19 protein-coding genes and 1 pseudogene are annotated in these 21503 nt (G+C 63.3%); 3 read left to right on the plus strand and 17 right to left on the minus strand.

The window, feature by feature from the left end:
- Positions 1 to 58 precede the first annotated feature (58 nt).
- Both ACDH77_RS19370 and ACDH77_RS19375 read left to right on the plus strand, forming a co-directional pair.
- Entirely contained in the window at positions 59 to 1360 is a 1302-nt protein-coding gene (locus tag ACDH77_RS19370) for a histidine-type phosphatase (protein ID WP_014091412.1), read from the plus strand.
- A 71-nt stretch (positions 1361 to 1431) separates the two neighbouring features.
- Positions 1432 to 2736: a jacalin-like lectin gene (locus ACDH77_RS19375; protein WP_031424827.1), complete on the plus strand. Its 1305-nt coding sequence runs from the start codon at positions 1432 to 1434 to the stop codon at positions 2734 to 2736.
- Positions 2737 to 2977: 241 nt separating this feature from the next.
- Here ACDH77_RS19375 and ACDH77_RS19380 read toward each other — a convergent pair.
- From ACDH77_RS19380 to tssB, 15 genes and pseudogenes are all read right to left on the minus strand, one after another.
- A protein-coding gene (locus ACDH77_RS19380) for an IS3-like element ISXca2 family transposase (protein WP_087944180.1) occupies positions 2978 to 4086 on the minus strand; the annotation gives its coding sequence in 2 pieces (ribosomal slippage) (positions 2978 to 3834 and positions 3834 to 4086; 1110 coding nt in all).
- Between the two features lie 473 nt (positions 4087 to 4559).
- On the minus strand, positions 4560 to 5294 hold the full coding sequence (locus ACDH77_RS19385; protein ID WP_014091413.1) for a hypothetical protein: 735 nt from the start codon (positions 5292 to 5294) through the stop codon (positions 4560 to 4562).
- 60 nt (positions 5295 to 5354) lie between these two features.
- Positions 5355 to 6014, minus strand: a complete 660-nt coding sequence (locus ACDH77_RS19390) for a CPBP family intramembrane glutamic endopeptidase (RefSeq protein WP_031424830.1) — start codon at positions 6012 to 6014, stop codon at positions 5355 to 5357.
- A gap of 51 nt (positions 6015 to 6065) precedes the next feature.
- Positions 6066 to 6455: a DUF4124 domain-containing protein gene (locus ACDH77_RS19395; protein ID WP_031424832.1), complete on the minus strand. Its 390-nt coding sequence runs from the start codon at positions 6453 to 6455 to the stop codon at positions 6066 to 6068.
- A gap of 462 nt (positions 6456 to 6917) precedes the next feature.
- Positions 6918 to 7607: a hypothetical protein gene (locus ACDH77_RS19400; protein WP_031424834.1), complete on the minus strand. Its 690-nt coding sequence runs from the start codon at positions 7605 to 7607 to the stop codon at positions 6918 to 6920.
- 379 nt (positions 7608 to 7986) lie between these two features.
- A pseudogene (locus tag ACDH77_RS19405) lies at positions 7987 to 8103 on the minus strand (IS5/IS1182 family transposase); the annotation flags it as partial.
- Between the two features lie 89 nt (positions 8104 to 8192).
- The gene (locus tag ACDH77_RS19410) at positions 8193 to 9074 is read right to left on the minus strand and encodes a LirA/MavJ family T4SS effector (protein ID WP_372353605.1); all 882 of its coding nucleotides are present in this window, start codon (positions 9072 to 9074) and stop codon (positions 8193 to 8195) included.
- Positions 9075 to 9117: 43 nt separating this feature from the next.
- Positions 9118 to 11856: a type VI secretion system ATPase TssH gene (tssH, locus tag ACDH77_RS19415; protein ID WP_372353606.1), complete on the minus strand. Its 2739-nt coding sequence runs from the start codon at positions 11854 to 11856 to the stop codon at positions 9118 to 9120.
- Between the two features lie 56 nt (positions 11857 to 11912).
- Positions 11913 to 12953, minus strand: coding sequence for a type VI secretion system baseplate subunit TssG (gene tssG / locus ACDH77_RS19420; protein WP_031424836.1), 1041 nt, complete (start codon positions 12951 to 12953; stop codon positions 11913 to 11915).
- Positions 12917 to 14800, minus strand: a complete 1884-nt coding sequence (gene tssF, locus ACDH77_RS19425; RefSeq protein ID WP_031424838.1) for a type VI secretion system baseplate subunit TssF — start codon at positions 14798 to 14800, stop codon at positions 12917 to 12919. Before tssF ends, tssG begins: the two co-directional genes overlap by 37 nt.
- Positions 14801 to 14804: 4 nt before the next feature.
- On the minus strand, positions 14805 to 15308 hold the full coding sequence (gene tssE, locus ACDH77_RS19430; RefSeq protein ID WP_008572544.1) for a type VI secretion system baseplate subunit TssE: 504 nt from the start codon (positions 15306 to 15308) through the stop codon (positions 14805 to 14807).
- Positions 15309 to 15314: 6 nt separating this feature from the next.
- Positions 15315 to 16109 carry a type VI secretion system accessory protein TagJ gene (locus tag ACDH77_RS19435; RefSeq protein ID WP_109290448.1) on the minus strand — a complete coding sequence of 265 codons (795 nt, stop codon included), beginning with the start codon at positions 16107 to 16109 and terminating at the stop codon, positions 15315 to 15317.
- Between the two features lie 251 nt (positions 16110 to 16360).
- The gene (locus ACDH77_RS19440; RefSeq protein ID WP_008572542.1) at positions 16361 to 16864 is read right to left on the minus strand and encodes an Hcp family type VI secretion system effector; all 504 of its coding nucleotides are present in this window, start codon (positions 16862 to 16864) and stop codon (positions 16361 to 16363) included.
- An 82-nt stretch (positions 16865 to 16946) separates the two neighbouring features.
- The gene (gene tssC / locus ACDH77_RS19445; RefSeq protein ID WP_008572541.1) at positions 16947 to 18440 is read right to left on the minus strand and encodes a type VI secretion system contractile sheath large subunit; all 1494 of its coding nucleotides are present in this window, start codon (positions 18438 to 18440) and stop codon (positions 16947 to 16949) included.
- A gap of 4 nt (positions 18441 to 18444) precedes the next feature.
- On the minus strand, positions 18445 to 18954 hold the full coding sequence (gene tssB, locus ACDH77_RS19450) for a type VI secretion system contractile sheath small subunit (protein WP_008572540.1): 510 nt from the start codon (positions 18952 to 18954) through the stop codon (positions 18445 to 18447).
- 313 nt (positions 18955 to 19267) lie between these two features.
- Between tssB and tagK the strand changes: the two genes are divergently transcribed.
- On the plus strand, positions 19268 to 19939 hold the full coding sequence (gene tagK / locus ACDH77_RS19455) for a transcriptional regulator TagK (RefSeq protein ID WP_031424847.1): 672 nt from the start codon (positions 19268 to 19270) through the stop codon (positions 19937 to 19939).
- 96 nt (positions 19940 to 20035) lie between these two features.
- Here tagK and ACDH77_RS19460 read toward each other — a convergent pair whose 3' ends face one another.
- Positions 20036 to 20482: a universal stress protein gene (locus tag ACDH77_RS19460; protein WP_008572535.1), complete on the minus strand. Its 447-nt coding sequence runs from the start codon at positions 20480 to 20482 to the stop codon at positions 20036 to 20038.
- A 250-nt stretch (positions 20483 to 20732) separates the two neighbouring features.
- Positions 20733 to 21314, minus strand: a complete 582-nt coding sequence (locus ACDH77_RS19465) for a sugar O-acetyltransferase (RefSeq protein WP_031424849.1) — start codon at positions 21312 to 21314, stop codon at positions 20733 to 20735.
- Between the last annotated feature and the right edge of the window lie 189 nt (positions 21315 to 21503).

The following is a 21503-nucleotide window of genomic DNA, read 5'->3' on the forward strand; positions in this document are numbered from 1 at the left end:
CGTCACTGTGCTGCGCCGTTCTTTTCGCCCCACCGTTTCATTCGCACTGGATTTGCCGATGCTTCTGCGTTTTTGCCGCCGCGCCACCGCCCTGCTCGGACTCGCGCTCGTACCGCTCTGCCCTGCACACGCCACCGATGCGGCGCCCGACACGCTGGAAAAGGTGGTGATCCTCAAACGCCATGGCGTGCGTGCGGCGATGTCCAGCCCCGAACAGCTGGGCCGCTATTCGCTGCATCCATGGCCGCATTTTGCCGTGCCGGCCGGTCACCTCACCGCCAACGGTGCGCATCTGGAGCGCCTGTTCGGCGACTACTACCACGCCCGCTACACCGCGCTTGGTCTGTTGATCGGCGACGGCTGCAGCCAGGCTTATTACTGGGCAAACCGCACCCAACGCACCATTGCCTCGGCGCAAGCGCTGGCCAGCACGTTGACGCCCGGCTGCGCCAACCCCGTCCATCACGTGCCGACCGGCACTTCCGATGTGCTGTTCGATGGCACCGCTGCGCTGCGTCAGCCCGAAGCGCGTGCGCGCATGCAGGCCGCCATCGCCGGCCGCATCGGCGGCGACGCCCACGCCTGGAACGCCGCACAGGCCGATGCGATCGACACGCTCGAACTTCTGCTGCTGCAATGCGCGCAACGTCCCTGCCCGCCGCAGGCTGCGCCCGGCAAGCTGCGGCTGACCACGGTGCCGGCCGGGCTGGATGATGCCGGCCCGTCGATTCCCGGTATCGATGGCCCGGCTGCCGCCGCTTCAGGCATCACCGAAAGCCTGCTGATGGGCTGGGCCGATGGACAGGACTTCGCCGCGCTGGGTTGGCAAAGCCTGGACGAGGCCACGCTGCTGCGCGTGTTCGCCCCGCATCAGGCCGAGTTCGCGCTGCGTCTGCGTGCGCCGACCGTCGCGCGTCTGGCCAGCACGCCATTGGCCGCACGCCTGCTGGCGACGCTGCAGCAAGGTAGCGATGCACACGCCGCGGCCGACGCCATCGGCGGCGATGCGCGTCTGGTGGTGGTGTCCGGCCACGACGGCACCCTGACCCTGCTGGCCGGCATGTTCGATCTGCACTGGCAGTTGCCCGGTTACCAACCGGACCAAACCGTGCCCGGTGGCGCGCTGGTGTTCGAGCGCTGGCGGCGTGCCGACGGTGAGCGCGTCATCCGCCTGCGCTACACCGCGCAGAGCCTGACGCAGCTGCGCGAACGCGTGCCATTGACGCTGCAGGCACCGCCGCCGAGCGCGGCCATCTTCATTCCCGGCTGCAGCACTGCGACGCCGGCGTACGACTGCCCATTGCCGCAGTTCGCCCGCATCGTCCAGGCCGCCCTCGACCCGCTCGCCATGGACCACTGATCCCCTCCACGCGGCGCGCTGGGCCCAACGCGTCGCGTCCATCCGCTGTTACCCAACCGCACGAGGTCATCATGCTTCAGCATCTGCGTTCTCTGCTCAGCGTCGGAATCGGTGTGACCCTGGCCTGCGCCGGTGTCGCCCACGCCCAATCCAGCGTCGGCGTCCTCGACGTGCTCACCTACAACGTCGCTGGCCTGCCGGAGGGCATCTCCAGCAGCAACCCCGCCACCAATACGCCGCTGCTGGCACCGAAACTGGCGCCGTATGCGCTGGTTCACGTGCAGGAAGACTTCAACTACCACGCGGCGCTCTACGCCGGCGACAACCATCCCTACCGCACGCCCACCAGTGGCGGCGCCGCCATCGGCGATGGCCTCAACACGCTGAGCAACTATCCCTTCAACGACTTCACCCGGGTCACATGGGACAAGTGCAACGGCACCGACTGCCTCACGCCGAAGGGCTTCAGCTACATGCAGCTGCGGCTGGACAACGGCGTGCTGCTGGACGTTTACAACGCCCATCCAAATGCCGGTACCGAAACTGCCGACCTGGCCGCCCGCCGCGCCAACATCAGCCAGTTGTCGCAATTCATCGGCACCTGGTCGGCCGGCAACGCGGTGTTGGTGATGATGGACTCCAACACCCGCTACACCCGCAGCGAAGACAACATCCGCGAGCTGATCGCCAGCAACAACCTGATCGATCCGTGGGTGGAACTGATCAAGGGCACCGCCCCGGCCGCCGGCGCCGCGCCGCTGCTGTGCGGCACGCCGCCGACCAACACCTGCGAGGTGGTGGACAAGATCCTGTACCGCGCCGCGCCGCAGCTGACCCTGGCCGCCAATCGTTACCAGCTCGACCCAGGCAACTTCTACGACAGCGCCGGCAAGCCGCTGTCGGATCACTATCCGCTGTACACGCAGTTCGGCTGGGCGGTGGGCACCGACGTGCGCACCAGCGACAGCTTCGGCGGACCGCATGGCGTACCGTTCAACGACGTGGCCGGCGGCGCGCACCAGCGCCAGCTGCGCAGTGTCACCCTGCGCGGTGCCGAACGCCTGGATGCAGTGGCCGCCAGCCTGGACAACGGCGCCACGCTCGCCCACGGCGGCAGCGGCGGCACCGCCACCACCCTGGCCCTGCGCAGCGGCGAAACGCTGACCGCGGCCACCGTCACGCTCGGCCAGTACAACGGCCGCACCCGGCTGTTCTCGCTCAGCCTGACCACCAACCAGGGCCGCAGCATCGCCGCCGGCACCCCGACCAGCGAGCGCTACACCCTCACTGCTCCCACCGGCTGGCATATCGCCGGCTTCACCGGCCGCGCCGGCGATGCCATCGACAAGCTGGGTGTGATCTACCGGAAGGATTGAGCGAACGGTTCTACCACTGCAACGGAGCGGCGTCGGTCTGGCGCCGCTTTTCTTGTCTGCGGCAATCACGACGAGGCTTCGGCCGGCATCCTCGCAGCGCGCGATGGCGTACTTCTGCAACGCTCCGCAATTGCGTACCGCCTAAAATCCCGTACTCCATGCGTGCACGGGCTTTCAACTTCGTGCAGTTCCGGCGCCACATCCAAGATCAAACAGCACCGCAGTGTCGACTCCCCGCAATTCAATGCCAGCTAAAACTAGAGGTCTGCGGTTGATGTTGATCACGGAACTCAGCGGGCGTTAGTCCGCCCAGGCTGTCGTGCGGGATCTGTTGGTTGTAGTCGGCAAGCCAGTGTTCGGTCTGTTCGCGGACCTCGCTCAGCGTGCGGAAGAGATGCATGTCCAGCACGCCGCGCCTGTAGCTGCCGTTGAAGCGTTCGATAAAACCGTTCTGCATCGGACGCCCCGGTTCAATGAAGTCCAAGGCGATGCCCTTACGCTCGGCCCACTCGGACAAGGCCAGCGCGACAAATTCCGGCCCGTTGTCCAAACGTAGCTTGTTCGGATAGCCGCGCCAAGCTGCGATGCGTTCCAACGTGCGGATGACGCGGGCGGCCGGAAGATTCAGGTCCACTTCGATCGCCAAGGCTTCCCGACTGAAATCGTCGATGACATTGAACGTGCGAAAACGCCGACCGTCCCATAACGCATCGGACATGAAGTCGATCGACCATCCAGCATTGGGGCGATCACCGCAGGCCAGCGGCTGTGGATGACGCGTCGGTACCCGGCGCCTGCTGCGACGACGTTGATTGAGCTTCATCAGGCAATACACGCGCCAGACCCTCTTGTGGTTCCACACATGTCCGCGACGGCGGATGATTTGAAAAAGTTTTCCAAATCCACGCTCAGGAAAACGCTCGGCCAACTCGGACAACAGCGCGATAACCTCATCATCCCGATCGGGACGACGCTGATAGCGCATCGTCGAGCGCGCCACGCCAACCACCGAACAGGCCCGGCGCTCGCTCCAGCCATGCTGCTCGATGAGCCAGGCCAGAAGCGGGCGCTTGTGCGCCGGGTCTACAGTTTTTTTGCGATGACATCCTTCAATGCATGGTTTTCCATCGCCAGCTCGGCGTACATGCGTTTGAGCTTGTTGTGCTCGGTCTCCAGGTCGCGAAGGCGCTGCACATCAGCGGCCTCCATGCCGCCGTACTTGGATTTCCAGACGTAGTACGTCGCATCGGAAATCCCTAGCTCACGACACACATCCTTGACTTGGCGGCCACCCTCGACCTGCTTCAGCGTGGCGACGATCTGGCTATCGGTGAACTTGCTCTTGCGCATTGGTGGTCTCCTTGATGGCTAGTGTGCCCGGAGACCTCTAGTTATGGCTGGATCAAGTTTACGGGGAGTCGACAGCAGATGCCGGCGCTTTCGGGACAGATCCGCGCTGACGCTCGGCAGTAGTTACGCGGCAAGGTAACGGGTTTCAGCCGGTTGCGAAGATCGAGAATGGTGGTTCTGTCTGCAGCGGGCTCCAGGTCATCACGCTAGGTAAGACGCTCTAGTGCGATCAGCCGCAGCATTGCGGCGATGGACGATCGGGAACGGCATGACTGCGTATTGGCAAGAATCCAACGATGAACTCGATTGTCCATCCTTCGCGGGCTGAAGTGGCGATACTGTTATGAGTACCAGCGCGCGCGGCTGCAAGCGCCCACTCTCTTGCACATCACGTTGATCAACCACGAGCGACGCTCCGTGCGACGCCGCGCGCAAGGGCTTCCCTGCGTGCAGCAAGGCAAGCCATCTCCCATTCAACGCTTGGCCGCCTCGCAGAGCTTGCGATTGAACCAAGTGGACTTGGCGATGGGCAGGTACGCATCCCAGTCGCTTGGCGGTAGCATCGTGCTGTCCTTGTCCATCTCCGCCTGGAACGAGGCCTCGTCGCGGCTGCGACCGGCCATGGTCTGATCAAGCGCCTTCAGGCACTCCTGCGGACGGTTCAGGCGCAGCAGGGTGAGCGCGCGGTCGTTGGCGAAGCGGTCGCGATCGAGCCAGTTGAAAAACTCGCCGCACTCGCCCGCGAACGCCTGCATGCCGGCGAGTGCTTCGGCATAGCGCTTGCCGCGATAGTCGCGCAGGTACGCCTCACGTCGTCGGCTGCTGGCCGCGGAGGTGCAGCCGGCAGGCAACTTCAGATAGTCGCCTTCGAAGCTGGCGCGCATGCCGCAGTAGTCGCGGCAACTGTCTTGCGTCAGTGCGGCGATGCTGAAGCCACCGGCCACCGGCTTGAACGCGAGCTTGCAAGGCGTGTCGCTGGCATCGCGCACTTCCGCCTTGTCGCCTTGCAGCGTGCCCTCCAGCGAACAGGTGTGGCCGTTGGCGCCCACGGCGAGAATCTCGAAGTGGCGCGCCCCACCCTTGTCGCTGACCTGCAGGCTGCCCCAACCTTGCTTGGTGCCGTATTCGCCGGGCGTCGGGCCAGCCGCCACCGCGCCGAACGCCACCAGCCACACCAGCATCCCGCTCCATCCATATCGCCGTGCCATTGCTTCGTCCTGTGTTCGGTTAAGCGGCAAGTGTGCGGCATCGCGGCTACGCCAGGCCACTCAGGTGTAGGCCATCAAGCCCAGCAAATCCAGCGCGCCATGCGCCAGGATCGCCGGCCACAGCCGCCCGCGTCGGGCCACCCACCAGCCCAGGATCAGCCCGAACATCAAGATATTGATGGCACCAATCGGACCCTGATACAGGTGATACGAGGCGCGGACCGCCACGCTGACATTCACCGCAACTGCAGGGCCATAGCGCGGCTCCAGCGCGCGGATCACGTAACCGCACACCAATACTTCCTCGAAGATCGGATTGATCAGCGAGATCGCCAGCACAGCCGCGATCGATAGCCGCCCGGCGACCATCGCATCGAATGGATTCGTGTTGCTCCCCGAGCTCCAGTTCAACAGCGTCAGTGGATAGGTGAGCAACAGACACACCGCCAGCAAGCCGAGTCCCGCCGCCAAGTCGCGTAGTTGCCACTGCAGCCCGACCGACTGCGGCCTCCATCCGCGGAACCACAGCACTGGCAGCAAGATCGCCAGAACGAGCAGTTCGTAGACCACCATGCCCCACAGGCTAGCGTCGGAGAAGACCGGCTCTATGGCATCGCGCGCCACCGCCGAAAGGCTGGACCAGATCAGCAGACCGAAGGCGATCGTCACCACGATCAGCAACTCGCACCATTTGGAAAAAGCCCCTTCACGTCCTTGCATCGATCTTCCTTGCCGTGCCTTGATTGCAGATGCGCGACTTGAACACCCTTGCTAGCGACAGGCCTGCACGACCGCTCGCTCAAGAGCCTGCATGAAATCCGGATCGCCACGCATCGTAGTATCGGCGCGGGCGCTGTCGCGCACATGGGTGGCGCGCATACACGCCTCCGGGCTCGGCTGGCGCTCGTAGCTGATCAGGCGTAAGCCCAGGTTTGACTCCTGGCCCGTGGCAGACGCCGTGTTCGGGCCTGCCTGCGTCGCCGTAACCGTTGCGGTCGGAGCCGGCCCGGCTTGCTTGTTCCAACGCTTCTGCTCGGCGCCGTCGGCGCACGGCGTGGACTGGTAAACGGTCCCCAGCTTTGCATCGCTGCACTTGTAGGCCGACTGCGCCGCTGCCGGTAACGACAATACGCACATCACCAGCGCAAGACTTATTTTCATTTACGCCTCCCCCCAAACGGCATAGCTTACCGATAGCGGAGAACGAAGGTTGTCTCTTGGAGCACGCGTTCTCTTCTTCAGTGACGAAGACGGGTAAAGCGCGCCTGGCGGCTTGTTACAGACCGGCTTGGACCGGCTTGGACCGCCATGAACCCGGCACATTGCCGATGGCAGCGCCAAGCAGACGCACAGTGCTCGCTGACCGATGTCGCATGCAGCCCTTTTTTTTTGCGCCGGACACAACTCTGGCCGGCGATGGAAGTGCAAAGAACTGCAGTTTCCGCCGACGCGCAAGCACAGCGGCCATAGACGCATCTTTTTGCGGGCATTCAGCGGCTCGTCGGCATCTCAAGTCGCTGTTGTCGACCGATAGGTTAGCCTGGCCCGGTTACCCCGGCTTTGTGATACCAGTTACCTATTTTGCACTTTCGTTCGTTCCGGCACATTGCTGACAAATGGTTTTCAGAACGTCACAATGATTGGACAGTGATCTGATATGTCGTCGAGCGGGTTGATGCTTTTAGAAAAGTTGGCCACTGCGGGAGCAATATTAAGCACTTCAACATTGGTCGCAACATTGCTTCCGGAGATTGCATAATCGTACGTCTTGGAAACTCCAATCTTAGCGTTATGCGTGTCTCCATTAAAAGCAACATTGAAATAATTCAGATCGGAACCACTCTCTTGCATGGCGAGGATGAGACCTGCGGGCTCACAATTCAGATCTCCCATTAACACAAACGAGCCGTTGTGCAGCTGATGCAGTGCCTCGGCTACCCACCCAACTAAAAAGGCCGCCTTCCCGCTAGCATTGGCATGGTAAACATACAAACTTATCCCGTTCAAAGCCCCCAGACACGCAACATGACGCTTGCTTTGCTTCGTGAATTCACCTCCGCCTTTTTTCCAAGGCGAAGTCCCGAAAACGTCCCTGAAGCTTGGAGGATTAAAGCGCATCAATACACTTTCATCGAGGTCATCATCGATAGCTGCATAGCCAAGCTGAGCCTTGGTCCCCTTTGCGGTCCGCTTAGCAGTGACTACTTGCTTGTTGATGGCCACACCTCCAAGCTCAAGGTCGCTTGTAACTTCACATAGGACAGCAAATTCTGCGTTGTGCAGATGGAAAGCCTCAGCGACAACTTGCTCCATTATTTTTTGCTTGCTGCCTGGCGTTCCAGTACCAAGCCGCTGGACATTCCAGAATAGGATCCTCATTCCAGGCACCCTGCCTTTAAAAAATTCGACTGATAGCAAAGCCACCGCCTTCTGCCACTGGTGTTAATCATCACAGTTCTCCAATCCGAATAGGCGTCACCAAATCCCGAAAATCTGGGAAAACAAAGAATTCGACAAAATCGCATCGATCATTCGTCGTTCCGTTTCACTACCGCGGCAAACCGAATCATCACTAGTTCCATCAGCGCATCGTCATGCTTGAAAATAATCCTGTAACGCTCCTGGACCGGGAGACGGGGTCAGATTCACTTCTAAACCGAACCTGATCCGATTTTTTATTAAAGTGTTCCTAACGCTGTTCCCGAGCACGCTCGCGCTTGTTGCCGATGGCTTGGATCGTCGAGGAAGTGGCGGCGATGAAGAATGCAGCTTCGCAGTTCTGCAGTTCTTCGTTTTTGCCTGCACCGGTCTAGCTCGGAATTCATATGCTCTGCGCTCCTTTTAGTTCTTATCGGGCATTACGGAAATCTTGGCCGCGCACCCGACAATTCCAAAAGTTCAGTTCTTCCTCCCCTCAATGACAGACTTGTAATAGATGTTTTCGCGCAGCTGGGTATAGGCCCGAATTTCTTCCCCGTCGTTTGTCCAGACCGTCCTGTTGATGTGGGGTGGCTTCATGTTGATGGTCCGCCCATTCGTGTAGTGTGCGTCTACGTAGGGTTCCTCCCCATTTTTCAAGCCCTTGTGCCGGCGAGCGTAGAGGAATTCCCCCAACCACGATTGAGTCGGGAGCAGCGTCCGCAGGCGTTCGGTAGCGATCTGCGGGCACCTGAATGTCTTAGCGTAGATGTTCTGTCGATAGTCCTCCGCACCGTCGAAGCAGTCCACCAGGAAATTCCACATATAGGCTCGCTGTGGCCCGCCTTGTGCGAGAAACGTCCGGGTGGAACGGTACTGGACTGACTTGGCGTAGTAAACGGCCGCCACCTCGCCGAATCGCTGGACCAGCAGAAGCCACTGTATCGCGTGCGTGAACTCGCCATGGGCGCGGGTGAAAAGGTCGCGAAACATGATCTTCGCCCCCACTACATCGTTGAAATCAGCAGGGCTAATCTGGCCATTGAGAATGACCACTTTCCTACTGAACCCGTAATAGGATGCATATTTTCCAAGCGCACAGGAGAAGGCGCCGAGACGGCGATAATTGACGCCATCGCGCTGTACCTCACGGAACTTTGCGTATTCCGTGCCCAGCTCAAAGGACAGGTCCTTGACCGCCGACGCAAGCGCTTCGTTGTCGGAAAGGAAACTGGCCATGCGCGCGAAGACGAGCATGTCCCTCATCCGCTGCGTCGCTTCGATCTGGACACCATCGACAACCTGGAAATTCTCATCCAGGAACAACACCATTTCCAATTCCGATGCATCACTGATCTTCATCGAAGTCCTCTCTTTGGATTCTGTCCGTGCGCGCCTGCGCCTGTCAGTGGAACAGGTACGAGAAGCCGTCTGGATTCGTGCTCATTCCTACGCCTCCGATGGATGCCTGGTGTGCAAGCCGCCCCAGGAATTCCCTCGACATCGCCGGCAACATCGAATTCGTCAAAATCGCATCAATCATCCGCCCACCCGACTCGCTCTCGGTACACCGACTCACCACCAGCTCCACCACCGAGTCGTCGTACTCGAACGGAATCTTGTAGCGCTCTTCGATCCGCTTCTTGATGCGGTTCAACTGCAGTCGCACGATCTGCCCGAGCATGGCGTTGCTCAGCGGGTAGTACGGAATGGCCACCAACCTGCCGAGCAATGCCGGCGGAAACACCTTCAACAACGGCTCGCGGATGGCCTTGGCCATTCCGTCCGGATCCGGCATCAGTTCCGGGTCCTTGCACAGGCTGGCGATCAGGTCGGTGCCCGCGTTGCTGGTGAGGATGATCAAGGTATTGCGGAAGTCGATGCGGCGGCCTTCGCCGTCTTCCATCCAGCCCTTGTCGAAGACCTGGAAGAACAGTTCGTGCACGTCCGGGTGGGCTTTTTCCACTTCGTCCAGCAACACGACCGAGTACGGCTTGCGTCGCACCGCTTCGGTCAGTACGCCGCCTTCGCCGTAGCCCACATAGCCCGGCGGTGCACCCTTCAGCGAGGAGACGGTATGCGCTTCCTGGTACTCGCTCATGTTGATGGTGATCAGGTTTTGTTCGCCGCCGTACAAGGTTTCGGCCAGGGCGAGTGCGGTTTCGGTCTTGCCGACGCCGGAGGTGCCGGCGAGCAGGAACACGCCGATCGGTTTGTCCGGGTTGTCCAGACCGGCGCGGCTGGTCTGGATGCGCCTGGCGATCATCTCCATGGCATGGTCCTGGCCGATCACGCGCTTGGCCAGCAGTTCGGGCAGGCGCAGCACGGTGTCGATCTCGTTGCGCGCCATGCGCCCGACCGGAATGCCGGTCCAGTCGGCGACCACGGCGGCCACCGCCTGGTAATCGACGGTGGGCAGGATCAAAGGCGATTCGCCCTGGAGTGCGGCCAGTTCGGCCTGTACCAGTTGCAGGCGTGCTAACAGCGTGTCGCGATCCACCTGCACCGGTGCCTCGAGCACGGCGAGATCGCCAGGCGCACGCTGTTCGGCCTCCGCTTCCAGCGCACTGCCGGTGCCTTCCACCGGCGCATTGGCGCCTCGCAGTTGCGCGCGTAGCGACAAAAGCTCATCGACCAACGCCTTTTCGCCAACCCAGCGCTGTTCCAGCTCGCGCAGGCGGGTATGTTCGCTTTCCAGCAGGTTGGCGCAAGCTGCAGCACGCTCATCCACCACGATGCCAATCGCACGCTCGCGTTCGATGATGGCGTGCTCGGTCTCCAGCGATTCGATGCGGCGGCGACTGTCGTCCACTTCCGCAGGCGTAGCGTGCAGGCTCACCGCCACGCGCGCGCAGGCGGTGTCGAGCAGGCTCACCGATTTGTCCGGCAGCTGCCGCGCCGGGATGTAGCGGTGACTGAGCTTGACCGCCGCTTCCAGCGCTTCGTCCAGGATCTGCACGCGGTGGTGCTGTTCCATCATCGAAGCGACGCCGCGCATCATGCGCACTGCCTTGGCTTCGTCCGGCTCGTCCACCTGCACGGCCTGGAAGCGCCGCGTCAGCGCGGGGTCTTTTTCGATGTACTTCTTGTACTCGGCAAACGTGGTCGCCCCCACGGTGCGCAAGGTGCCACGCGCCAGTGCGGGCTTGAGCAGGTTGGCCGCATCGCCGGTACCGGCCGCGCCACCGGCGCCGACCAGGGTGTGGGTTTCGTCGACAAACAAAATGATCGGCTTGGGGCTGGCCTGCACTTCGTCGATGACTGCGCGCAGGCGTTGCTCGAATTCGCCCTTCATGCTGGCGCCGGCCTGCAGCAGGCCCACATCCAGCGTGCGCAGCTGTACGTCCTTCAACGCGGGCGGCACATCGCCGCGCGCGATGCGTTGTGCGAAGCCTTCCACCACCGCGGTCTTGCCGACACCGGCCTCGCCAACCAGGATCGGGTTGTTCTGGCGGCGGCGCATCAGGATATCGACCACCTGGCGGATCTCGTCGTCGCGGCCGATGATCGGGTCCAGCTTGCCCTCGCGTGCTTGTGCGGTGAGATCGGTGGTGAATTTCTTCAGTGCTTCCTGCTTTCCCAGTGCGGCCGGCGCGATGGCGCCGCTAGCCTCCCCAGGTGCAGCGGTCTGACCGAGTGAGAAACCATCGCTGGGCAGCAAACCATCTTCCGGCGAGCCGGCCACGATCTGCGCAAAGTCTTCGCTGAGTACCGCGGGCTTGAGCTTGTCGAACTCCTTGGAGATCGCCAGTAATGCATTACGCAAACCGCGCACGCTCAGAATGCCAACCACCAGATAGCCGGTGCGCACCTGCGCTTCACCAAAACTCAGTGAGGCATACACCCAACCGCGCTCCACCGCTTCTTCGACATTGGTCGACAGGTCGGTGACGGCAGTGGAACCGCGCGGCAAGGCGTCCAGGGCCGACGTGACATCACGCGCCAGCGTGGAGGGGTTGAGCTGAAAGTGTTTGATGATGCGGTGCAGGTCCGAGTCCTGCAGCTGCAGCAACTGATGCAGCCAATGCACCAGCTCCACATACGGGTTGCCGCGCAGCTTGCAGAACACGGTGGCGCTCTCGATACCGCGGTAGGCCAGCGGATTGAGCTTGCCGAACAGGGCACTGCGGGAGATCTCGGCCATGGTGCGTCCTTCGAAGTCGGTACGTTACGTGTGAGCGAAAGGTAGAGCGGTGTGCGTCAGCCCGATGGGCGCAGCAGCACCTCGTCGGCGTCGGCAATGCTCCAGGCGCGACGGCCGAGCCAGGTATCCAGGCCCAGCCGGCTATTGCGCGCCAGGTGCGGCGTGGGGACCTCGTCGGCCTTGAGCAACAGCTGCAGTTCCCAGCCAAATTCGTCGCCCAGATAACTGCGCACCGCAGCGGTGAGTTGCCTGAGCGCCTGGCCGCCCGGAAGAAAGCGTTGAAACGCCAGGCGCGGCAGCGGCCCCAGGCAGATGCGCACGCGTTGCTGGGCGCCACGCACGTGTGCGCCCACCACGCTGTCCACGCCCAGCCGCGCGTTGCGCGGACCCAGACCAAGTTGCAGGTGCGCATCGGCCGGCAGGCGCATCCATTCGGCGATGAATTCCTGTACCTGCACCGGCCATTCGCACAACTGCTGCAGCAGTGCCCGCAAGCCTTCCGGCGTGCGCGTGGCGGTGCCAAGACGGCCGGCGTAGTAACGACGTGCATCGTCCGGCAACGCGTCGCGGTCGCGCAGATGCGGGCTGGCGATGCCGACCAGTGCATCCAGCCAGGCACGGAACTGGTCGCTCGCCGGGCGCTCGGCCTGCACGCTGGGCTGTGCCTGCGCCCAGGCGCGGTAGAACAGGCTCAGCATGCGGTGGTGGAACACATCGGCAAATGCGGCAAAGGTGCCGTCCTTGGCTTGCTGCGCACGCTCGATGGCGTATTCGGTCAGGTGCAAGGGCAATGGTGCATTGGGACCGAACAGGCCTAAAAACAGACCGTACAGCGCGGCAGGCTGATCGTGCGTTGCCGGTGTGTAGCGGTGCAGCGCATGGGGTGCGAATGCCAGTGATGGCGCATGCCGCAGCCGCAGCACATCGTCGCTGGCGCGCGTCGATTCACCCAGGCGTGGCTGCAGCGGATGGCAGCGCTCGATCGCGCGCAAGGCAGCGAACGGGCTGAAATCCTGTGGCCGGGTCTGCAGCGCCTGGGCCAGCGCCGCAGCCGCGGCGCTCACAGGCGTGGGCGCGTGCCGGGCTGGGCTAGCCATCGGGCCACCTCGTTGCGTTCGGTGGTGCGCAGCACGGTTTCGGTGAAGGAATTCACCGAGACATAGCGCGCGAAGAAGTGCCGCAGCACCGAAGCCAGCAGGAAGGCGCCGGTGCCTTCGAACGCGGCGTCCTCGCAGGTCAACGTGATCTCCAGGCCGCGGCCGAAGGTGATCGGGCCAGGCACCGGGATACGCCGCACGATCGGTGTGCCGCTCACCTGCTTGACGCCTTCGATCTGCCGCTGCGCGGATGCGTCGAACGGGTCGCAGTACAAGGTGAGGATCTCGCGTAGCGCAGCGGCGCCGTCGGGGCCGTCTTCGAAGAGCGAGAGATAATTGAGCTGCAATTGGCTGAGCAGGCGCCACGCAGTCTGCCCATCCGACAACGCCGGGCGCGGCTTGGTCGGCCCGGCCACGCAGCGCACGCTCTGCACCGGCACGCCGCTGTCCATGGTGAAATCGGTGGTGCCCTTGCCTACCGGCATATGCAGCGGCAGATCGCGGTTGCTGCACCACAGTTGCAGCCCAAGCTGGCGCAGGCGCGTTCTGTGCGGCTGATCGTCGGCATCGACCAGGCTGACGAACACTTCGCTGCCCACATAACTCGACCGCGCGCCATCGCGGCGCTGGCGGGCCGATAGCATGCGCGGCTCGCGGCGCATGCTGTAGAACGCGCCATGCCGGGCATGCCAGGTGCGTGCGTCGCCACCATAGAACGGCGCGAAGCGTTGCTCCGGCTCCTGACGATCGCCGAAGCCTTCCACTTCGCCCAAATGATGGATCTCGAAATCCATCGGCCGGGTGCGGTCGGCCAGCACGTGGTATTCGTGCAGGCCGGCGTGCAGATGGATGCGATCGGCACGCCGCGGGAACAGATTGATTGCCGGGGTGCAGAACAATTTGAAATGCTCGGCGCCCACTGCCGCAGCCAGGCTCGGCAGGCTGCGTTGCAGCAACACCACCACCTCGAAGCTGCTGCCGTGCAACCGCCGCAATGGCGCGCGTAGCCCGGTGAGTTCTGCGAACAGAAAGCGCTCCGGACAGGCGAAGTATTCCTGCAGCAGGCGGTAGCCACTGAACGAACGGCCGTCGTAGGGAATCAATGCATCGTCGTCGGCAAAGCCGCGCATCTGCACGGTATCGGCGCCCAGCGTCATCTCCAGCGTGCCACCGCTGGCATCGCTACCACGCACCACCACGGCGGTGGTATCGGCATGCAGCTGTTCGTACAACCGCTTGGGCAAGCCGTCGGCGCCGGCCAGGAATAGCGGCAGCCGATCCAGCGCCAGCGCGTGCGTCTGCGCGCCACCCACCAGCTCAAAGCGCAGACGCACGCCGGCACGCACCACGCGCCCGGGCGGCAAGGCGATGCCGGCAGCCGCCACTGCGGCCGGCGATTCAAGATACTTGGCCTCGGCCAGCTGCAACGGCCACAAGCTCACTGCATGCGCGGTGCGAAATTCGCAGGCGGTGCGCTCGCCCGGGCCGACCAGGCTGCGCAGCGCGCTTTGCCGCGGCACCACCACGCCTGCTGCCAGCCCGCTGTCTTTCAGATCCGGCTGCAACTGCACCACCGCCATCGACGGCAACGGTGCCAGATAATGCGGGTAGACCATCTCCAGCAGGTGCTGGGTGAACACCGGGTATTGCGCGTCCAGCTTGAGTTGCACGCGCGCGGCCAGGAACGCGAAGCCTTCCAGCAACCGCTCGACATACGGGTCGGCACATTCGAACGCGTCCAGACCGAGCCGCCCGGCGATCTTGGGATACTCGCGCGCGAACTCGGCGCCCATGTCGCGCACGTGCTGCAATTCGCGGGTGTAGTACGGCAGCAGGCGCGGGTCCATGGCGTCAGCCGTGCCCTTCGACGACATCGAGCCGCCCGGTTTCCAGGTCCAGCGCGGTCTTCAGATACAGATTCAACGGCAGCGGTTGCGCCCACATCTCCGATTCGATGGTGAATAGCAGCGAGCGCCGGTCCATGCGTGCGGCATCGGCATGCACACTGACGCGCAGCGTCTCGGGTATCAGCCGCGGTTCGAAGGCCAGAATCGCCTCGCGGATGCGCTGTTGCAGCGCTGCCGCATCGATGCCGGCCACTGCAACACCGGCCAGGTCCGGGATGCCGTAATTCAGCACCGAGCTGCGCACCTGCGGGTGCGCTTCCAGCGGGCGGCTAGTTTCCAGATTTACGGCATTGAGCAACCACGATAGATCGCGGATCACGCATTCGCGCAGGCGCGTGGCCGAGATCACGCGTTGCTCGCGGCTCTCTTCGCGCTGGCTGGGCGCGGCATCGGTGAGCCGGTCCAGTAGCGAAGGCTGCAAGCGTTCGGTGGTGGTGAGTTCGGCCATGGCGTGTCAGCCCGCGTCGAACTGCACGTCACGCACATCGAGCAGCGCAATCTCGTGCGACTCTGTGCTCCACATGCGCTGGCCCAGGCCGATTTCGCCTTGCGCACCATGCGTCCATTCGGTGCGGCGCGCCAGTTGCAGCTCGCCGGCATCCAGGTGCTCGCTGCCGGGGTAACGCACCGGCAGGTAGCCGAAGGCCTGGCCGCCGTTGCGCCATAGCACGCTCACCGGCGCCCACACGGTGTCGCGCAGATCCAGCGGCGCTTGCATGCGCAGCTGCTGGATGTGGCTGAGCGGTGCCCAGGCGTAGCCGCTGTCGAGCATGAGCTCGATGCAGGGTCCGAAACGGGTATCGGCATCTGCAAGCCATTGGAAGCGTTCGCCATCGAGCACGCCCGCACTGGTGGGTGCCCGTTCGAAGGCCTGCGCCCGCAACGCCGCAGCTTGTTCGCCATGGCCCTGCGCCGCCAGTTGCAGCGCCTGCAGATGCATTGCCAGCCACTCGGCCGGTTCGCCAATCACATGCGGTAGCCGCGTGCCGGCAAACACCTCGGCGCGCGTCTGTTCGCCCTGCAGCACTGCAAGGTACGTCTGCACCAAGGGCAGCGTGGCGGCATCCAGTTCAGCGCAGGCGCGCAGCTGGTCTGCGGCGCGCGACCACTGCCCGAGGACGGCCAGCAACTGAAACAGGAACACGCGCTGCGCTGCATCGGCCGGTTGCCGGCGCACCTGCTGGATCAGTTGCTGCAACGCCTGCGCCGGCTCGCCTTGGGCCAGCAGGGTCTGTGCGGTGGCATCCATCGCGCGGTTCCTTGTCGAAGAAGGTGGCGGTGCCGTGCGCGGCACCGCCCGTCATTGCATGAACGCCTTCGGAGGCAGCCAACGTCACAGCGCCAACATCCGCTTGGCGGCTTGGCGGCTTGGCGGCTTGGCGGCTTGGCGGCTTGGCGGCTTGGCGGCGCAGCGCGAGCGTCTACACGCGTGCTGCGTGCCGCACTGCATCGCCCAAACGCTCCTGCGTGGCGAAGGCGTCGTGGTTGCCTGCGTTCGTGTTAGGCCTTGGCCACACCCTGGATGTCGTAGGTGAATTCCTTCGCGCCACCCTGGGCGGCACCCTTGTCGTCCTGCGGCTGGAAGCCGTACTTGAACTTGCCGAAGTGCAGCGTCACGTTTTCGGTCAGGCGGTCTTCGCCGCCGGAACCGCCGGTCGACAACGAGGTAATCAGCACGCCTTCGCTCAATTCCAGGGTGAGAAAGTCGCTCTGCTCGCCAGTGGCATTGGTGACGTACAGCCAGGCGTTTTCCACACGTGCCCCGGTGCATACCGCATCGAGCAATGCGTTGGAGCAACCATCCACGTACTTGGTGATGGAGATGTCCTGGATATGCGCCTTGCCACCACTGGCCGAGCCGCCACCGGTGTGCAGGTCGCCGGAATTGCTCGCGCCCCAAGACCAGGCCAGGATCGGAATTTCGCCCTTGTGCTTCTTGTGGTTGGACGCGCCTTCGATCTTGACCTTGCCGCTGCCGAACTTGATGTGCATGTCGAACGCCATGGAACTGCTCCTTCAATGAGAGTGACAACACGAGGTGGCGCGACGCGCATTCGCGTCGTGCCCGTGACGCGAATGCGTCGGATCAGGCCTTGGCGGCCGAGGGAAGGCGCGAGACCAACCGCAACGACACGGTCAGGCCCTCCAGCTGGTAATGCGGCTTGAGGAAGAACTTGGAGCTGTAATAGCCCGGCGCGCCTTCCACTTCTTCCACCACCACCTCGGCGGCAGCCAGCGGCTTGCGCGCCTTAGTTTCTTCGCTTGAGTTGGACGGGTCGCCGTCGATGTACTGGGTGACCCAACGCGTCAGCCAGCTCTGCATCTGTTCGCGATCGGAGAACGAACCGATCTTGTCGCGCACGATGCACTTGAGGTAATGCGCAAAGCGGCAGCACGCGAACATGTAGGGCAGGCGCGCGCCCAACGCTGCGTTGGCGGTGGCATCCGGGTCGTCGTATTCGTCGGGCTTGTTGAGCGACTGCGCGCTGATGAAGGCGGCCATGTCCGAGTTCTTGCGATGCACCAGCGGCATCAGACCCATCTTGTCCAATTCGGCAGAGCGGCGGTCGGTGATTGCCACTTCGGTCGGGCACTTCATGTCCACGCCACCGTCGTCGGTGGGGAAGGTGTGGGTGGGCAAGCCTTCCACTGCGCCGCCGGATTCGATACCGCGAATGCGCGAGCACCAGCCGTACTGCTTGAACGAGCGATTGATGTTCACTGCCATCGCATAGGCAGCGTTCTGCCAGGTGTACTTGGACGAGTCAGCGCCGGCAGTGTCTTCTTCGAAATCGAATTCATCCACCGGGCTGGTGGCCGCGCCGTAAGGCAGACGCGACAGCGTGCGCGGCATGGCCAGGCCGATGTACTTGGAATCTTCCGATTCGCGCAGCGAGCGCCATGCGGCGTAATCGGGCGTGGAGAAAATCTTCGCCAGGTCGCGCGGGTTGGAGAGCTCGCTCCAGTTGTCCATGCCCATCAACTTGGGCGCGGCCGCGGCAATGAACGGTGCATGCGCGGCAGCAGCCACCTGCGCCATGCCGTTGAGCAGTTCCACATCCGGCGGGCTTTGGTCGAAATAGTAATCGCCGACCAGGCAGCCATACGGTTCGCCACCGAGCTGGCCGTATTCCTGCTCGTAGACCTTCTTGAAGATGGGGCTCTGGTCCCAGGCGGTGCCCTTGTAGCGCTTGAGCACCTTGCCCAGTTCCTTCTTGCTGATGTTCAGCACGCGGATCTTGAGCTGCTGGTCGGTCTCGGTGTTGTTGACCAGGTAATGCAGGCCGCGCCAGGCGCCTTCGAGCTGCTGCAGATCGGCGTGATGCAGGATCTGGTTGAGCTGCTCGGTGAGGGCACGATCGATCTCGGCGATATAGGCCTTGATGGTCTGCGACACGTCTTCGCTGACCACATCGCTGCGGTTGAGCACCTGCTCGGCCAGCGTGCGCACGGCCGATTCCACTTCTTCCTTGGCGCGTTCGCTCTTGGGGCGGAACTCGCGATTGAGCAGCGCGGCAAAGTCGCCCTGTTCGGTTGTTTCGGTGCTACTGGTGGCCAGTGCGGCTTCGGTCGCGGACATGGCGTCAGGCTCCTTCCGGTTCGGAGGCAGGCTTGGCGGCCGACACCAGCGACTGCAGCAACGCCGGGTCGCGGATGGCGTTGGCAATCAGCTGCTCTGCACCGGCCTTGCCGTCCATGTAGGTGTCCAGGTTGGCAAGCTGCGTGCGCGCTTCCAGCAGCTTGGCCAGCGGCGCAACCTTGCGCGCGATGGCGGCCGGCGAAAAATCGTCCATGCTTTCGAAGGTGATATCCACCGCCAGCTCGCCTTCGCCGGTGAGCGTGTTGGGCACCTTGAATTGCGCGCGCGGCCGCATCGACTGCAGGCGGCTGTCGAAGTTGTCGACGTCGATCTCCAGTGCCTTGCGCTCATCCAGCGAGGGCAGCTCACCGGCATTGGCGCCGGACAGATCGGACATCACCCCCATCACGAACGGAATCTGCACCTTCTTCTGCGCGCCGTAGACCTCCACGTCGTATTCGATCTGCACCCGTGGCGCCCGATTGCGGGCAATGAACTTCTGACTGCTGGCCATGCCTGATCTCCGATTGAGCTTGCCCGTTGCGCCAGCGTGCGGTGCACGTGCGCTGCCATGTGGCTTGGATGTCGCCGGCCCGGCGGAATGCCTGCAGCCTGCGTGCAACGCCGCTGCCGCGGGCTAGCCCGCAACCGCCGTGCACCACGCGGACCGAAGCGGCAGGCCGTGCGATGACGCTTCCTCAGCGCTGCGGCGAGGATAGAAATGCGCCCGTGGGCTCACCCGACAAATCGTCTCAATCGCCGCGATCGTGCGCAGGCAGGTACGGATGCGTGATCCAGCGCCGACTTTGTGAAAGAGGCGTGATGGGTTGGCGCTGCTTTTCTCGGTTGACCAGGGGACAGGCCCCGGGGAGTGGGCCGCAGGCAGCATCCGCATGAGCAGCACCGGTTACTACAGCGCCATCGTTCCGCACGTATCCACGGCCGGGGAGGCACACACGCCGCTGATGATCGACCTGCTGGCGTATATCGAGCAGCACATCGGCGAAGCGGAGTTGGGCACCGAGTCGTTGCAGCACGCGTTCGCGTTATCGCGCGCATCGCTGTACCGCCTGTTCCAGTCGCGCGGCGGCGTGGCCAGCTATATCCGCGAGCAGCGGCTAAGCACCGCACACCGCTACCTGCAGGCCTATCCGGACTGCAGCCTGACCTGGTTGCTCTACGAGATGGGCTTTGCGTCCGAGCGTCAGTTTCAGCGCGCGTTTCAGCAGCGCTTCGGCATGCCGCCCATGCAGTGGCGTCGCCAGTGCCGCGCTGCGCCGCATCTTCCTGCACCACGGCGTGGTCACTACGTGCCGATGTGGCGCTTCATGCGCGAACTGAGCCAGCACGTACAACCCGAGTACGCATCCATGCGCAGCGGTGCAGCCACACCCACGCACGGCTCTCCGCTGGTGCATACCGAAGCACTGCGCCGGCTCGCCCGACCGGCCCCGCGCTTTGCGGCAAAACTGGATCCGATGGAGAGCGAAGCACCTTGAGTTGCGTAGGAGCGCGCCTGGGCACGAAGTGCATGACCTGGGCGCCACATCGCACCCAGGTACGCGCCCAGGTGAGGCAAGGCACTGGCATCGGCATCAGCGAATGACCAGTACCGGAATCGCACTGTGGGTCAGCACTTCCACCGTCTGGCTGCCGAGCAGCATGCGCTGCATCCCGCGGCGGCCGTGCGAGGTCATGATGATCAGATCGCTGTTGCAGTCCTTGGCGGTCTGCACGATGCCCTCGGCCGCGAAACGATCCAGCACATGCCGCGGCGTGGCCTTGATGTTGGCAGCGGCGGCCAGCTCCAGCGCCGGGCGCAGGATCTTTTCGGCGGCCGCTTCGCGCTCTTTGCGGTATTCGGGGCTGGCCTCGTAGCCCACGCTCCAGCCCATTGCGTCGTACATGCCCATCGCCCACGGCTCGGACACGGTGACGATATCCACTTTCGCACCGGTCGCCTTGGCCAGCTCCAGGCCTTGAAACAGGCCGCGATGCGACAGCTCGGACGCATCAATGGCGATCAGGATTCGTTTGTACATGATGACCTCCCGGATGGACCGGCAGCGGCGCCGGCGATTTGAGATTGACAGCACTCAACAACGCAGACCTTGATACAAATCAATCTTGCACGTCACGGACTGTAGCGCTTCAAGCCGCTCATCTGGCTGACGAGCCACCATCACCTCGGCGCCAGTAACGCGCTCAAAACTGCCCTGTTTGCGTATGAGCTGCATTGCGCAGCGGCCACGTCCGCCTGACAGCTTCGGTCGCGGCGCTTCTTGGTTGCCTTCAGTCGGTGGGCGCTTCATCGGCAGCACCCCGGGGTACGCGCACGCGCGCCGGATTGCCCACGGCGGTCGCGCCGGCCGGCACATCGCGCGTGACCACCGCACCGGCACCGATCACTGCGTCGTCGCCGATGCTGACGCCCGGCAGGATGATCGCCCCGCCACCGATCCACACATTGCGCCCGACGCGAATCGGCCGTCCGAACTCCAGCCCGCTGGCGCGTCCGGCCGCATCGCGCGGATGATCGGCAGCGTAGAACTGCACGGCGGGCCCCACCTGCGTGCCTTCGCCGATATGCACCTGACAGATATCCAGAATCACGCAATTGAAATTGAGGAACACGCCCGCGCCCAGATGGATGTTGTAGCCGTAATCGCAATGAAATGGCGGCCGGATCACCGCACCGGCACCCACCTCGGCGAGCCGCTCGACCAGCAATGCATGCCGCTGTGTGGATGGCTGCGCGCCAGTGGCGTTGTAGCGCTCCATCCACGCCGCAGCCGCCGCTTGATCGGCCTGCAGTTGCGCATCGGTGGCTTTGTAGAGCTCGCCTGCCAGCATCTTCTGTTTTTCGGTTTGCATGCCGCCGGGTACCTGTGCAATGAACTGCTGACAGGGTGGCATGGATGCAGCGCGCTACGCATCGAGCGATGCACCAATAGCCCCGATTGCCGGCTCAAAGTGGCTTACAGAACCTCACGATCTGCCTATTCGCTAAAGCGATTGACGCGCTCACCACCGGAAACCGCCAATGGGAGTTCGAGCACCGGC

The sequence above is a fragment of the Xanthomonas axonopodis pv. maculifoliigardeniae genome, assembly GCF_041519315.1.
Taxonomy (GTDB): domain Bacteria; phylum Pseudomonadota; class Gammaproteobacteria; order Xanthomonadales; family Xanthomonadaceae; genus Xanthomonas; species Xanthomonas euvesicatoria.

Coding starts and splice junctions, on each gene's coding strand:
- ACDH77_RS19370 (WP_014091412.1), top strand. CDS start 59: ATGCTTCTGCGTTTTTGCCGCCGCGCCACCGCCCTGCTCGGACTCGCG.
- ACDH77_RS19375 (WP_031424827.1), top strand. CDS start 1,432: ATGCTTCAGCATCTGCGTTCTCTGCTCAGCGTCGGAATCGGTGTGACC.
- ACDH77_RS19385 (WP_014091413.1), bottom strand. CDS start 5,294: ATGGCACGGCGATATGGATGGAGCGGGATGCTGGTGTGGCTGGTGGCG.
- ACDH77_RS19390 (WP_031424830.1), bottom strand. CDS start 6,014: ATGCAAGGACGTGAAGGGGCTTTTTCCAAATGGTGCGAGTTGCTGATC.
- ACDH77_RS19395 (WP_031424832.1), bottom strand. CDS start 6,455: ATGAAAATAAGTCTTGCGCTGGTGATGTGCGTATTGTCGTTACCGGCA.
- ACDH77_RS19400 (WP_031424834.1), bottom strand. CDS start 7,607: ATGGAGCAAGTTGTCGCTGAGGCTTTCCATCTGCACAACGCAGAATTT.
- ACDH77_RS19410 (WP_372353605.1), bottom strand. CDS start 9,074: ATGAAGATCAGTGATGCATCGGAATTGGAAATGGTGTTGTTCCTGGAT.
- tssH (WP_372353606.1), bottom strand. CDS start 11,856: ATGGCCGAGATCTCCCGCAGTGCCCTGTTCGGCAAGCTCAATCCGCTG.
- tssG (WP_031424836.1), bottom strand. CDS start 12,953: ATGGCTAGCCCAGCCCGGCACGCGCCCACGCCTGTGAGCGCCGCGGCT.
- tssF (WP_031424838.1), bottom strand. CDS start 14,800: ATGGACCCGCGCCTGCTGCCGTACTACACCCGCGAATTGCAGCACGTG.
- tssE (WP_008572544.1), bottom strand. CDS start 15,308: ATGGCCGAACTCACCACCACCGAACGCTTGCAGCCTTCGCTACTGGAC.
- ACDH77_RS19435 (WP_109290448.1), bottom strand. CDS start 16,109: ATGGATGCCACCGCACAGACCCTGCTGGCCCAAGGCGAGCCGGCGCAG.
- ACDH77_RS19440 (WP_008572542.1), bottom strand. CDS start 16,864: ATGGCGTTCGACATGCACATCAAGTTCGGCAGCGGCAAGGTCAAGATC.
- tssC (WP_008572541.1), bottom strand. CDS start 18,440: ATGTCCGCGACCGAAGCCGCACTGGCCACCAGTAGCACCGAAACAACC.
- tssB (WP_008572540.1), bottom strand. CDS start 18,954: ATGGCCAGCAGTCAGAAGTTCATTGCCCGCAATCGGGCGCCACGGGTG.
- ACDH77_RS19460 (WP_008572535.1), bottom strand. CDS start 20,482: ATGTACAAACGAATCCTGATCGCCATTGATGCGTCCGAGCTGTCGCAT.
- ACDH77_RS19465 (WP_031424849.1), bottom strand. CDS start 21,314: ATGCAAACCGAAAAACAGAAGATGCTGGCAGGCGAGCTCTACAAAGCC.